This is a genomic window from Paracoccus sp. (in: a-proteobacteria), from assembly GCF_030536915.1.
In the GTDB taxonomy this organism is placed as follows: domain Bacteria; phylum Pseudomonadota; class Alphaproteobacteria; order Rhodobacterales; family Rhodobacteraceae; genus Paracoccus.
Genome location: NZ_JAUNPC010000083.1, coordinates 1 through 12,150 on the forward strand (window position 1 = coordinate 1; position 12,150 = coordinate 12,150).

Here is a 12,150-nt window from a genome sequence, read left to right on the forward strand (position 1 = left end):
CCAAGCTGAAATCCGGTGAGCTTGAGGGCACCCCCGACGACGAATGGGCGCCGCAACTGAACCTGGGCGTGCCGGTGACGATCCCGGAAAGCTTCATCCCTGACCTGGACGTGCGCTTGGACCTTTATCGCCGCCTCGCCCAACTGACCACCAAGGTCGAACTTGAGGGCTTTGCCGCCGAGCTGATCGACCGCTTCGGCCCGCTGCCGCGCGAGGTGAACACGCTGCTTCTGGTCATCCGCATCAAGGCGATGGCGAAGCGCGCCAACATCGCCTCGCTGGTGGCGGGACCGAAGGGCGCGACGATCCAGTTCCATCAGGACAAGTTCCCGAACCCGGCCGGGCTGGTCGAGTTCCTGAACGAACAGAAGGGCGCCGCGCGGATCAGCGACAACAAGCTGGTCGTCAGCCGCCCCTGGCCGACCGAGGCCGACCGCATCAAGGGCGCCTTCGCCGTGGCGAAGGATCTGGCGGCCAAGATCAAGGCGGGGGGAAAGGCAGATGCGACGGTGGCACGTCCGGCCGAAAAACCGACGGCAAAGGCCGCGGCTTCTCTGCCCGGGGCGAAGACCGAAACTCGTCCAGCGCCCACGGCCTCCAAGCAGGGCCGCAGCGCCACATCGGACAAGCCAGGATCGAGGCCGGGCGAGGCGGGCCGCACCCGCTGGTCGCAGGTCTCGCGTTCCGTGAAGCCGAAGAAGCCGGAGGGACGCTGGAGCTAGGCCGGGACAAGGCCCTGTATCCCGCGCCGGATGGCCCGACACCGGCTTGACGCAGGGGAACGGCACGGGGCGGGCGATCACCCGGTTGCGAAGGGCAGGCGCGACGTCCCGTAGAAACGTGGGAAGCCGCAGTAAATCCGATCCTCGCTGCTTCTCTCACAGGGCGAGCAAGGCGGATGTCCAGGCCGACAAGGGGACCTGAGACCTGACGCCATGCCCCCGAACGCCTGTCAGCGGAAAAAGCGCCCGGCGCAGGCCTCGGTCATGCCGAAGGCCATCCCGCCGCCGGTATCCGCCACCGTTCCGCACCACTGCCCCTCGGGCGAGAACAGCGAGCGCGTATGTCCTCCGCCCGGCCGATAGGCCACCCGCCGCCCGCGGGAATCGAACAGGTTCAGCGTCCCGCCGTTGGTGGTGTAATAGCCCACCGGCTCATCCCCCGCCCAGATCGCCCGCCCGCCCTCCGGGCCGTTCGCGGGGTTGTCCGGCGCATTTGCCCGGATGCCCGACCCGTTCCCCGGCGCACCGCCGCTGTTGCCAGGCGCAGTCGGCAAGTTCTGCCTGCGCGAGGACTGGTTGGCGGGCGCCCCCGGCCCGAGATCGAAGGGCATCTGCGCGGGCTGCACGATGAACAGCGGCGCATCTGCAAGCGCGGAAGACGCCCCGAGCAGCAGGGCAGCAATGAGGCCCGATCTTGACGGATTATTCATGGGACCAGTCTAAAGCGGGTTCCGTGCCGCTCAAGCCCGGATAGGGCAATGATCTTGATGACATGATTTCAGACGCAGGCCGCCCGCGGGCCGGGATCCGAGGCGTCTTCTGCAAGCGCCTCGCTCTGCCAGGAAGGTGGGATCCCTTGGATGTCGGCCCTGCTCTCCTCTCCTCGGGCGGATCAGGCAGATGGCAGCGATATCCGGGACGGATGGCTCACACCATCCGCTCCTGCTTCTTCGCGGCGCGCACGAAGTCCGCAAACAGGGGCGCCGGGGCAAAGGGCTTGGACTTCAGCTCGGGATGCGCCTGGACGCCGATGAACCAAGGGTGATCCTCGATCTCGACCACCTCGGGCAGGCGGCCATCCGGCGACATCCCCGAGAAGATCAGCCCGCAGCTTTCAAGCTGGTCGCGGTAGGCCGCGTCCACCTCGTAGCGGTGGCGGTGGCGGTCCTCGATCTCGGTGGCGCCGTCATACACCTCGGAGACGCGGCTGCCGGGCTTCAGCACCGCCGTATAGGCGCCCAGCCGCATAGTGCCGCCCTTGTCGTCGCCGGGCTTGCGCTGGACCTTGTAATTGCCCTGCACCCATTCCTTGAGGTGATAAACGACCGGGGTGAAGCGTTCCGCGCCCGCCTCGTGGTCGAACTCCTCGGACCCGGCGTCCTCGATGCCGGCAAGGTTCCGCGCGGCCTCGACCACCGCCATCTGCATCCCCAGGCAGATGCCGAGATAGGGGACGTGCTTTTCCCGCGCGTATTTCGCGGCGGCGATCATGCCCTCGGTGCCCCGCTCGCCGAAGCCGCCGGGGACGATGATGCCGTGAAAGCCGTCAAGCAGGTGGATGCCGTCCTCGGCCTCCAGATCCTCGGCCGCGATCCATTCGGGACGGACGCGGACGCGGTTCGCCATGCCGCCATGGGTCAGCGCCTCGGAGATGGATTTGTATGCATCCTCAAGCTGCGTGTATTTCCCGACGATGGCGATGCGGACCTCACCTTCGGCATTGGTCAGTCGGTCCATCACGTCCTCCCACTTGCGCAGGTCGGGCTTGGGGGCGGGGCTGATCTGGAAGGCGTCCAGCACGGCGCGGTCCAGCCCTGCGCGGTGATAGGCCATCGGCGCCTCGTAGATGGACTTGAGGTCATAGGCCGGGATCACCGCGTCGGGGCGGACGTTGCAGAACAGGGCGATCTTGGCGCGCTCACGGTCGGGGATCAGCTGCTCGGACCGGCAGACCAGCACGTCGGGGGCCAGGCCGATCGCGCGCAACTCGCGGACGCTGTGCTGGGTGGGCTTGGTCTTCAGCTCGCCCGACGCCGCGAGCCAGGGCAGCAGCGTCAGGTGCATCAGGATGCATTGCCCGCGGGGACGGTCCTGCGAGAACTGGCGGATCGCCTCGAAGAAGGGCAGGCCCTCGATGTCGCCGACGGTGCCGCCGATCTCGCACAGCATGAAATCGACCTCGGTTTCGCCGATGGCCAGGAAGTCCTTGATCTCGTTGGTGACGTGGGGGATTACCTGGATGGTCTTGCCCAGGTATTCGCCCCGGCGTTCCTTTTCCAGCACGTTGGAATAGATGCGGCCCGCGCTGACGGTATCGGTGCGGCGGGCGGAAACGCCGGTGAAGCGCTCGTAATGCCCGAGGTCAAGGTCGGTCTCGGCGCCATCGTCGGTCACGAAGACCTCGCCATGTTCAAAGGGCGACATCGTCCCCGGATCGACGTTCAGGTAGGGGTCGAGCTTGCGCAGCCGCACCGTGTAGCCCCGCGCCTGCAGCAATGCGCCAAGCGCCGCCGACGCCAGCCCCTTGCCCAGCGAGGACACGACGCCGCCGGTGATGAAGATGTAACGCGCCATGAAAAAGCCCCCGTGAGTTCGGCAATGCGGCAACGATCCGCCACCGCCATCACGGGAGCCGGGCTATAACCGATTCCCTGCGATGCCGCAACGGACCGCGATGTCTCAAAGGGGCGCAAGTCAGGCGCGCGCCCCGGATTCCGGTTGATCAGTTGGCAGGCGCAGGAGTGATCGGCACAGTCTGCGTGGTGACGTTGTCCGCGGACCCGGACGGAGCAGCGGTTTCTGCTGCGGCAGGCGCCTCTGCCGGGGCGGTCGCGGCGGCTGGAGGCGTCACCGGACCATCGGCGGGCGCGGTCACTGGTGCCGTCACGGGCGCGGGCGCGGCACCCGGCGGCAGCACCGGCTGCCCCGCTGCCGGGGGCGGGGTATAAGCCGGAAGGCTCGGCAGCCCGGTCGCGGGCGCAGGCGTGCCCATCGGCGCGATCCGGTCCACCACCGAGGCGCCGACCGAGTTCCGCGCGGCGATCACCGTCAGCGCGATCGAGGTGACAAGAAAGGCCGCCGCGATGATCCAGGTCGCCTTGGTCAGCGCATTCGCCGCCTGCCGGCCTGTCATGACGCCGCCCCCGCCGCCGCCCATGCCAAGCCCGCCGCCTTCGGACCGCTGCAGCAGTACCACGCCGATCAGCAGCAGGGCGAGGACGAGATGCACGGTCAGGACGACGTTTTCCACGGGGCGGCAGCCTTATGTTTCGGAACGCGCCTATCTAGGCACGGGGTCGCGGGAAGGCAAGCGGCCCCTCTGCCTGCGGGTGCATTCCAGCCGACCCTTCACGTCACGGAACGCGAGGGGGTTCTTTCCGGCCCAAATACCCATGCGGCCCCTCGTCTTTGTGCTGCCGCCGCCAAATCAACGCAGCGCCGCCAAGGCTTTGCCCAGATCCAGCGCCCCGTCGTAAAGCGCGCGCCCTGAGATCGCCCCGGCGATCACGCCGGTATCGCGCAGCTCGATCAGGTCCGACAGCCGCGAAACGCCGCCCGAGGCGATCACCGGGATCGACACCGCCCGCGCCAGATCGGCCGTTGCCGCGACATTCGGCCCCTCCATCGCGCCGTCGCGGTCGATGTCGGTATAGATGATCGCGGCCACGCCCGCGTCCTCGAAGCGGCGGGCGAGATCGGTCGCCATGACCTCGGTCTCCTCGGCCCAGCCGCGCGTCGCAACCCGGCCCTTGCGGGCGTCGATGCCCACGGCCACGCGCCGGGGGAAACGCCGCGCGGCCTCGGTCACAAGCCCGGGGTTCTCGACGGCCACTGTCCCCAGGATCACCCGGCGCACGCCGCGGTCCAGCCAGCCCTCGATGGTGGCCATGTCGCGGATGCCGCCGCCAAGCTGGACAGGGACAGTCACGGCCGCGAGAATCGCCCCAACCGCCGCGCCATTCACCGGCTGGCCCGCGAATGCGCCGTTCAGGTCCACCAGATGCAGCCATTCAGCGCCTGCGTCCTGGAAGGCGCGGGCCTGCGCCGCAGGGTCGGTGCCGAAGACGGTGGCGGCCTCCATGTCGCCGCGCAGAAGCCGCACGCAGGCGCCGTCCTTCAGGTCGATGGCAGGGTAAAGGATCATGGCTCGCGCTCCGTCTGGCAACCGGCCCCCCATGCCACAGGCATGGCAAACGTGAAAGTGCGCCCTGACTTCACGTCACGCTTGCCGGAACGGATGCGGTCGGCGCCAATCACGGGCAGAAAGACAAGGGAGGAACCCATGAAAACCATGACGCTTGCTGCCGCCTTGGCGCTGGCGGCCACAACCGCGCTGGCCGCCGATCCGATCGAGGGTATCTGGCAGACGCAGGCCGACGAGGGGTCGGTTGCGCTGGTCCAGATCGTGCCCTGCGGTGGGGCTTACTGCGGGACCATCGTCAGGACCTTCAAGGGGCAGCAGGAATACCGCTCGCCCAACATCGGCAAGCAGATCGTGATCGGCATGGCGCCTTCCGGCGGGGGTGCCTATGCGGGCAAGGTGCTGCGGCCCGCCGACAACAAGGTCTACAACGGCAAGGCGCAGGTCAGCGGCGGCTCGATGAAGCTGTCGGGCTGCGTTGCGGGCGGGCTGATCTGCAGGTCGCAGACTTGGACCAGGCTGCAGTGAACAGGGCCGCGCCACCCGGCGCGGCATCGTCTCAGCGCCCGGCGAAGCCCGAACGGAACAGCGCCGCCGCAAGCCCCGGATCGACGCTGCGCCGCCCGCCCGCCGGATCGTGGCCCAGCAGCCCGTTCGGGCAGAGCCGGTCGTCGTCCCAGCCGAAATGGTTGGCGACCGGGTAAAGGCAGATGCCTTCCACGGGCACGCCCCGCGCCCGCGCCCGCAGGGTTTCCGCCGCGACATAGTCGAACCACGGCCCGCGCCGGTCGCCCTCGGTCCCCGTTTCCGCGATCAGCATGGGGCGGTCGTAGCGGGCGGAAACCTCGAACAGCAGGTCCGACAGGGGGCGGTAGATCACGTCATCCACGTCCACGGTCTTGCCGCCGTGAATCCACTGGTTGTTCCAGTAGTAGTTGACCCCGACGATATCGAGAAACGAGGGATCGCCCCCGATCTGCGGCCACATCCAGCCGCCGATCAGCTCGAAGGCCTGAAACTGGGCGTCGTGGTAGCCCTGCGATTCCCAGCGTGGCCGTCCGCTCCAGTCGGCATGGTGGATGGCGATCATCGGCTCGGCATGGACGAAGCGGGCGCGCGGGTCCACGGCGCGCAGCTCGACCATCGCGGCGATCGAGGCGCGGGCGAGCTGGCATTTCAGCTCCCACCCCCGGCCTGCGGCATAGGGGTTGAGGTAGCGCGCATCGCCCCCGGCCCAAGCATGAAAGCTGATCTCGTTCACCGGGCACCAGAAGGGCACGTCGTCGGTCAGGTCGCGGACGTGTTCGGCCACGGCGCGGGCGTATCGGGCAAAGCGGTGCACGAACTCGGGCCGCCAGATGTCGATGTCCTCGGGCCAGCCGTAGTGCAGCAGGTCCCAGATGACCTGGGTGCCGCTGTCCCGCGCCGCCTCGACCATGGGCGTGAAGCTGGAGAAGTCGTAATCCCCGCCGCGGTCGATCAGGTGCCAGCGGGCGCCGTCGCGGCAGGTGCGGATGCCCAGCGCCGCAAGCTGCAGGTAATCCTGCGCCGCATTGGTGTCGTGGCCGACCTGCGCCAGCAGGTCGCGGTGCGGCCCCCAGCCATGACGGTGGGTCGAGCTTTCCCAGCCCCCCAGCACGAAGCTGTTGAACAGCGAGGGCGAGGGTGGCGGCCGCCGTTCGGCCAGCACCTCGTCGATCAGCGCCTGCCAGCGGGGCACCACCGCCTCGACAGCATAACTCGCCTCGACATGGGCGCGCAGACCCTGGCCCAGCCGGGCGCGAAGGCCGGGGTCATGCGCCAGCCGCAGGATCGCATCCGCGACGGCGCAGGAGTCCTCATGCGGGACGAACAGGCCCGAGACGCCGTCGGTGATCTGCTGCAATGCGCCATTGTCGGGCGTGGCGATGACGGGCAAACGCGCGGCCCCGGCCTCGGCGATGATATGGGGCATCCCCTCGCCGCGCGACAGCCAGCAGAAGACATCCATCGCCACCAGCAGGTCCGGCACGTCGCCCCGGTCGCCGGTGAAGATCAGCCGGTGTTCCAGACCCCGTTCCCATGCCCGGTGCCTCAGTTCGTCGGCATATTCCGGCATGAAGGCGTCCGGCCCGCCGACGACCACGAAGCGGGTCCGCGGTTCGCCGCGGGCGACGATGGCAGCGGCCTCGATGAAGTCCTCGACCCGCTTCTTGCGGTCGAGCCGGCCGACCCAGCCGACCAGAAGTTCGTCGGGTGCCACGCCAAGGGCGGCGCGGACGGGTTCCCGCGCCTCGGGGCGGAACTCGGACAAGTCCACCATCGAGGGGATCTCGACCGCATGATGCGGGCGGTCGGGCATCTTCGAGGCTGCCGCCTCGCGGATGGAACCGCAGACGCCCACATAACGGGCGGTGAAGTGCTTGGGGCCGGACAGGGCCTCGCGCACCAGCCCGCCGTGTTCGATCAGCGGCGGGCGCAGCTTCAGCCGTTCCAGCGCGGGGTAGATGTCGGCCACGTCCTGGCAGGACACCACCACGTCGAAATCGTAAAGCCTGCGCCGCAGGTAGTCGACCGTTTCCTCGAAGCCCATGTCATAGGCGGCGGTGTCGACGTGGATGCCCAGGGCCCGCAACTGGTCGTGGCTGTGATCCGGCATCCCCGGCTTGCGGAAGCAGGGGATCACGTCAATGCGGTAGCGGTCGCGGGGCAGGTGGCGGGCCAGCAGCCGGACCTCGGTTTCCTCGCCGCCGACGACCAGCCAGGCGAAGACGAACAGGATGCGGATCTTGCCCGCATCCGGGTGGGGATGCGGGAAGTGGTCGGGCGGGATCTCGCCCCAGGCCTGATCGAACTCCGGCGCGTCGAAGCCCGCTGGCGAAAGATCGTCCCTCATGTCGCGTCGAATACGATTTGCAGGAACTCGGGCCGGTCACTGACCAGATGGCGCAGGAAGTTCGGCGCGTCGTCATAGGGGACGACATGGGTGATCATGTGGCGCCGGATCGCCTCGCCCTCGCGCTGCAGCAGGCGGATGGTTTCCGCCGCAAGCCGCCGCTGGTCCCAAGCCTGCGCTACCGGGCGCGGCATCCGGTTGATCTGGGCGCAGCGGATCGACAGGCCGTTGTGGTGGAACTCCTCGCCCAGCCGCAGGCTGTCCATCCCGCCCTGATAGAAGGCAAGGTCGATCACCGTCCCCTGCGGGCGTAGCGCCTGCAGGCAGCGGTTGAGGCTGTCGGGCCGGGCGCGGGTCTGGAAGACATATTCCGCGCCACGCCCCCCGATCTTGTGGTGCCACAGGGTCTTGGCGTGGCGCACCGCGTCATCCTCGCCCATCGCCTCGAAGCCCATGGCGCGGGCGATGTCCTGCCGGAAGGGCGAGGGGTCCACGACCACGATCTCGGAGGCTCCACCCATGCGCGCGAACAGCGCGCAGAACAGGCCCACGGTGCCGCCGCCCCAGACCAGCACCGGGCGGCCTTCCACCCCCGCGCCGAGGAAGGGGACGGCAGGGCCGAACTGCTCGGCATCGGCATGAAGGATGCCGTTGGCGGCGATGGGGCCCATCTGGGCCACGAAGATGCCCAAGATCGGGTCGAGCCCGAGGGGCAGCTTCAGCAGCAGGTCATGGGCCGGGTCGGCGGTGTGGCCCGACTTGTGCCCGAAGGTCGTGCCGACCACGTCGCCCGCACGGAAGCCCGGCGCACGGGCGTCCGACACCCGCGCCGATTCCATGTAGCCGAGGAAGTTGACCGGGAAGCGGGCCGAGGGCTCGCCGGGGATGAACAGCCCCTGCCAGTCGTCCCAACGGCTGTGCAGGTAAGGGTTCGTGCCCTTCATGAAGGTCAGCTCGGTCCCGGCGGAAAGTCCGGTGTAAAGCAGGTCAAGCCGGACCCGGCCGTCGGAGGCAGGGCCTTCGTCGTAATGGAAGAAGAACGGCTCGCCCGGCCGCTCGATCCCGAGGCTGCGGACGGTGCGATGCTCGTGCGGCATGGTCGGGGCCTTACGCAAGCGATGGACGAAAGATGGGCTGCGGGTCAGCCCGCAGCACCTCCATCTTCACAAGGGCGCCCGCCTGGGCCGAACGGGTGATCGCAAGGGCCACGCGGTGGGTCTCCAATGCCTCGGCATAGGGGCAGCGGATGCGGTTCTCGCGGCCCATGACGGCTTCGACAAAATCGCGGTCCTCGCGCCAGACGGGATCGCCCTGGGCGTGGCGCACGGGGCGGCCCTGGCCCACGTCCACCATCAGGTCGTGATCGGTGATCTCCAGCGCCATGGCGTCGGAAAAGACGTGCAGGCCCACGCGATGGTTCCAGCGCAGAAGGCAGGTCGAGCCGAGGTTCGCCACCGCGCCCGAAGCGAAGCGCAGCGTCGCCGCCGTCGCGGTCGGAACGGTCAGGCCGGGGAAATCGCCGCGCTCGCGGTGCGTGGAAAGGCCGAAGACCTCGGTCACGTCGCCGGCGAGGAAGCGCGCGGCGTCGATGATGTGGGTCGCCTGCTCGACCACCTGACCGCCCGACCGGTCCTCGCGCCACCACCAATCGGGGGGCGGGGTCTGGTCGATCCAGAAGCCCTGCATCAGATGGGCGGGGTTGTGGGCCAGATGCGCCCGCGCCTCGTCCATCGTGTCGAGATAGCGCCAGTGATAGCCGACGGCGGTGATGAGGCCGGCAGCGGCGACCTCCTCGGCGATCTCCTCGGCCAGATCGATGTCCAGCGAGATCGGCTTTTCCACGAAGAAGGGCAGGCCGCGGGCGATGCAGGCGCGTTCGGCGGGGCCATGGGCGAAGGGGGGGACGCAGATGTAGACGGCGTCCAGTTCGGCATCAGCCAGCATGGCGTCGAAATCGGGATAGGCGGTCGCGCCCATGCGGCGGGCGGCATCCTCGGCACGGTTCTGGTCGGGGTCGGCCACTGCCACCACGGCCACGTCGGGCATGGTTTCCAGCACGCCGAAATGTCGGTGGGCGATGCCGCCCGCGCCGATGAAGCCCAGTCTCACTCTGTCCATTCTGTCCCCAGTCCGATGCCGCAGGGCGGCGCGATATATTCTTGCGGTGTCGGCGGCCATCCGGGCCGCCGTGAACCGTTCGTTGAAGCGCGAAACCTGTCGATCCGCAGTTATGGCGCGTGTCTCGGGATTGTCGAGCGCCTCTTCAAGGGCTTGCGCCAGATCCCGCGAGCGCCGGGGGGTCACCAGCCACGGGTGGTCCGGCCCCAGCGCCTCGACGCTGCCGCCGATTCGGGTGGCGACCGCCGGCAGCCCCAGCGCCATCGCTTCGAGCAGGACCAGCGGCAGCCCCTCGAAGGCCGACGGCAGCGCCAGAACGTCGGCCCGCGCCATCAGTTCCGGCACGTCGTCGCGGCGGCCGAGGAAATCGACCGCATGGACCAGGCCAAGCCGTTCGGTCAGTCGCTGCAGCATGGGTATCAGCGGGCCGTGGCCCACCAGTTGCAGCCGCGCGGGGATGCCGCGGCGGTGCAGCCGGGCCAGCGCCACGATCAGCGTCCGGTGCAGCTTCTGAGGGGTGAAGCGGCCGACGCAGAGGATGGTCGGCGCGGCGTTGTGGCCGTCGAAGCGGGGCAGGGCGTGCGGCTCGATCCCGTTGGACACCGCCGCCACCGGCAGGCGCGGGCCGGGCATCCGCCGCGCCGCGCGCCGCCAGCCCTCGCCCGCCTCGCGCGAGACGGCGATGATCGCGTCCACATGGGCCGAGGCCGCGGCGTATTCGCGGATCTGCCCCGGTTCGGTGAGAAGCCAGGGCAGATGCTCGGTGCGGATCACGGCGGCGCCCGTGTCGCGGGCGGCACGGGTCAGTTCGTGGCCTTCCCAGCCGATGCCGGCATGGACATGGACGAGGTCGGCAGATGCCCGGGCGATGGCGCGGTGCCAGTCGCCCGGAACAGTCCGTGCGAGCAGGCCCCTCGCGCGCGCCCGGTCCACCAGCCGGCGACCGGCGTCATGGTCGGGAAAGGCCAGCGCGGCCTCAATGCCCTCGGCCACCAAGGCGGCGGCCAGGGTCAGCATATGTTCGCCGACCCCCGAAGGCTCGGGGCTGTCGGTCACGAGCAAGGCTCGCATGATGTTATTCGGCCCCCAGCGCCGCCGCCGCTGCAGGCTGGATCTCGGCCGCAAGCCGGCGATGCGTCGCCAAGGCCTGCCCGACCACCTGGTCCATGTTGTAGTAACGGTAGCTGCCCAGCCGCCCGGCGAAGATCACGCCGCGTTCCGCGCGGGCGAGGTCGTCATAGCGGCGGAACAGTTCCTGGTTCTCGGGGCGGGGAATCGGGTAATAGGGCTCGCCCTCGGCCGAGGGGTATTCGTAGGTGATCGAGGTCATCGGATGCACCTGTCCCGTCAGGTGCTTGTATTCGGTGATCCGCGTCCAGGGCACGTCCTCGGCGGGATAGTTCACCACGGCGACCGGCTGCAGCTTGCGCTGGGCCAGAGTCTCGTGCCGGAAGGCGAGGCTGCGATAGGGCAGGTGCCCGAAGCGGTGGCCGAAATAGGCGTCGATCGGCCCGGTATAGACCGTCAGCGCCCCCCGGTCCGCGCCTTTGAGATCGTGGAAGTCCGTCGAAAGCGCGATGTCGATGCGCGGGTGGTCCAGCATCCGCTCGAACATCCGGGTGAAGCCCTCGCGCGGCATCGCCTGGAACTTGTCGGTGAAATAGCGGTCGTCGGTGTTGGTCCGCGTGGGCACCCGCGAGGTCACGGACTTGTCCAGCTGGCTGGGGTCCAGCCCCCATTGCTTGCGCGTGTAGCCCTGGAAGAACGTCTCGTAAAGCTCGCGCCCGACCGCGTTCACCACCACGTCGCGCGACGTCCTGATCTCCGCCACCGGCTCGACGCGCGAGGCGAGGAAGGCGGCTGCCTCCTCATCCGAGGAGAGCGACAGCCCGTAAAGCTGGTTCAGCGTGGTGCGGTTGATCGGCATCGGCACCTGCCTGTCGCCCACCTGCGCCAGCACCCGATGCTCATAAGGCCGCCAGTCGGTGAAGCGGGACAGGAAACCCACCACCTCGTCGCTGTTGGTGTGGAAGATATGCGGGCCATAGCGGTGGACAAGGATGCCCGCCGCGTCCCGGTGGTCATAGGCGTTGCCCGCGATATGTTCGCGCTTGTCCACGACCAGCACGCGCTGGCCCGAGTCCTCGGCGAGCTTCCTCGCCAGCACCGAACCGGCGAAGCCGCCGCCGCAGACCGTCACGTCATAGCCGCGGGCGCCGCGGCGGATGCCGGGGGCGGGGAAGCGGTCCACCGGCGTGGGTTCCACCCGGCGGCGGGCGGCGGCGGCCACCTGC

At 69.0% G+C, this 12,150-nt stretch carries 10 protein-coding genes; 2 read left to right on the forward strand and 8 right to left on the reverse strand.

Annotated features, from left to right (window positions below):
* Positions 1–722: TRCF domain-containing protein (locus Q4F04_RS12415; RefSeq protein WP_368660727.1), on the forward strand; the 722-nt coding region annotated here is incomplete at its 5' end.
* A gap of 230 nt (positions 723–952) precedes the next feature.
* Here the strand turns inward: Q4F04_RS12415 and Q4F04_RS12420 are convergent.
* The 4 genes from Q4F04_RS12420 to hisA form a co-directional block, all read right to left on the reverse strand.
* The gene (locus Q4F04_RS12420) at positions 953–1,432 is read right to left on the reverse strand and encodes a hypothetical protein (RefSeq protein WP_303370136.1); all 480 of its coding nucleotides are present in this window, start codon (positions 1,430–1,432) and stop codon (positions 953–955) included.
* A 217-nt stretch (positions 1,433–1,649) separates the two neighbouring features.
* The gene (locus Q4F04_RS12425; RefSeq protein ID WP_303370137.1) at positions 1,650–3,296 is read right to left on the reverse strand and encodes a CTP synthase; all 1,647 of its coding nucleotides are present in this window, start codon (positions 3,294–3,296) and stop codon (positions 1,650–1,652) included.
* Between the two features lie 148 nt (positions 3,297–3,444).
* Positions 3,445–3,972, reverse strand: coding sequence for a preprotein translocase subunit SecG (gene secG / locus Q4F04_RS12430; protein WP_303370138.1), 528 nt, complete (start codon positions 3,970–3,972; stop codon positions 3,445–3,447).
* 177 nt (positions 3,973–4,149) lie between these two features.
* Entirely contained in the window at positions 4,150–4,866 is a 717-nt protein-coding gene (gene hisA / locus Q4F04_RS12435; protein WP_303370139.1) for a 1-(5-phosphoribosyl)-5-[(5-phosphoribosylamino)methylideneamino]imidazole-4-carboxamide isomerase, read from the reverse strand.
* Between the two features lie 138 nt (positions 4,867–5,004).
* Here hisA and Q4F04_RS12440 point away from each other — a divergent pair, with 138 nt between their 5' ends.
* Entirely contained in the window at positions 5,005–5,391 is a 387-nt protein-coding gene (locus tag Q4F04_RS12440; RefSeq protein ID WP_303370140.1) for a DUF2147 domain-containing protein, read from the forward strand.
* 31 nt (positions 5,392–5,422) lie between these two features.
* On the opposite strand, the gene Q4F04_RS12445 is transcribed toward Q4F04_RS12440, so the two are convergent.
* The 4 genes from Q4F04_RS12445 to glf form a co-directional block, all read right to left on the reverse strand.
* On the reverse strand, positions 5,423–7,738 hold the full coding sequence (locus Q4F04_RS12445) for a glycosyltransferase family 4 protein (RefSeq protein WP_303370141.1): 2,316 nt from the start codon (positions 7,736–7,738) through the stop codon (positions 5,423–5,425).
* Complete coding sequence (locus Q4F04_RS12450) at positions 7,735–8,835, reverse strand: zinc-binding alcohol dehydrogenase (RefSeq protein ID WP_303370142.1); 1,101 nt, start codon at positions 8,833–8,835, stop codon at positions 7,735–7,737. Before Q4F04_RS12450 ends, Q4F04_RS12445 begins: the two co-directional genes overlap by 4 nt.
* A 10-nt stretch (positions 8,836–8,845) precedes the next feature.
* Positions 8,846–10,927, reverse strand: coding sequence for a glycosyltransferase (locus tag Q4F04_RS12455; RefSeq protein WP_303370143.1), 2,082 nt, complete (start codon positions 10,925–10,927; stop codon positions 8,846–8,848).
* Positions 10,928–10,931: 4 nt separating this feature from the next.
* Positions 10,932–12,150, reverse strand: a 1,219-nt coding sequence (glf, locus tag Q4F04_RS12460; protein ID WP_303370144.1) for a UDP-galactopyranose mutase, incomplete at its 5' end; no start/stop codon positions are given.

Coding starts and splice junctions, on each gene's coding strand:
- Q4F04_RS12420 (WP_303370136.1), bottom strand. CDS start 1,432: ATGAATAATCCGTCAAGATCGGGCCTCATTGCTGCCCTGCTGCTCGGG.
- Q4F04_RS12425 (WP_303370137.1), bottom strand. CDS start 3,296: ATGGCGCGTTACATCTTCATCACCGGCGGCGTCGTGTCCTCGCTGGGC.
- hisA (WP_303370139.1), bottom strand. CDS start 4,866: ATGATCCTTTACCCTGCCATCGACCTGAAGGACGGCGCCTGCGTGCGG.
- Q4F04_RS12440 (WP_303370140.1), top strand. CDS start 5,005: ATGAAAACCATGACGCTTGCTGCCGCCTTGGCGCTGGCGGCCACAACC.
- Q4F04_RS12445 (WP_303370141.1), bottom strand. CDS start 7,738: ATGAGGGACGATCTTTCGCCAGCGGGCTTCGACGCGCCGGAGTTCGAT.
- Q4F04_RS12450 (WP_303370142.1), bottom strand. CDS start 8,835: ATGCCGCACGAGCATCGCACCGTCCGCAGCCTCGGGATCGAGCGGCCG.
- Q4F04_RS12455 (WP_303370143.1), bottom strand. CDS start 10,927: ATGCGAGCCTTGCTCGTGACCGACAGCCCCGAGCCTTCGGGGGTCGGC.